Raw genomic sequence first — 710 nt, 5'->3', positions numbered from 1 at the left:
AAGAGAGTAGAACGATTTATACACCGTGTTCTCCCTCCTTCGCTGGAACTGCCGCAAACGGCGACCGGTGACGCTTTACATGGGCGTGATCCTCCAAACGCACCCGAATGGCTTCCGCTACCCGTTTGCCGTCTTCGTACACATAGACACCTCGTTCGTCATAGCGGAGCTCAATCGATTGCCCAATGAACCGAGGCGGCACTTCGTATAGCTGTTGATTTAGGGTGATCGTGCCATCGGCTTTCACCTTGCGGTGCTCCCGTTTCAGAAAAGTCGCATCCAGCCAATCGATGTCTTCGACCCACACCACTCGTTCCACTTGGGACTGAAACACCTCATGCGGCGTTTTTCCGTCCAGTGAGGCGTGTGGTTTTCGGTGATACTCTTCTTCAAGCCACTTCCCAAACCGCTCGTTCAACTCGTCAAGCGACTTCGGCGGATTCAGCTCCAACAGCGGATAAAACCGCGTCTGTACGGTGCGGAAGAACCGTTCGATTTTCTCTTTGCTTTGCGGGTCATACTGCTGGGTGTGGATGAGCGTAATCCCCATCTCGGCGCACGCATACTGCAGCACCTCGGACCGGTAAATTTTCCCGTTGTCCGAGTAAATGCGTTTCGGCTTCCCGCAACGAAGCACCGCTTCCTTTGTGACGACCCGCAGCCCGTCAAACTTCTCCGAAGGGAAACTATACGTACGGCACCAACCGCGA

The 710-nt window shown here is 54.5% G+C and carries 1 protein-coding gene; it reads right to left on the bottom strand.

What is annotated here, in order from left to right:
• Nucleotides 1–16 precede the first annotated feature (16 nt).
• A partial coding sequence (locus B4113_RS15660; RefSeq protein WP_153017174.1) for a Mu transposase C-terminal domain-containing protein occupies nt 17–710 on the bottom strand: 694 nt, incomplete at its 5' end.

Origin of the sequence: Geobacillus sp. B4113_201601 (genome assembly GCF_001587475.1) — a bacterium.
Lineage (GTDB): Bacteria > Bacillota > Bacilli > Bacillales > Anoxybacillaceae > Geobacillus > Geobacillus icigianus.
The sequence above is the reverse complement of the archived record's forward strand: the minus strand, read 5'-3'. Positions and strand labels throughout refer to the sequence as shown.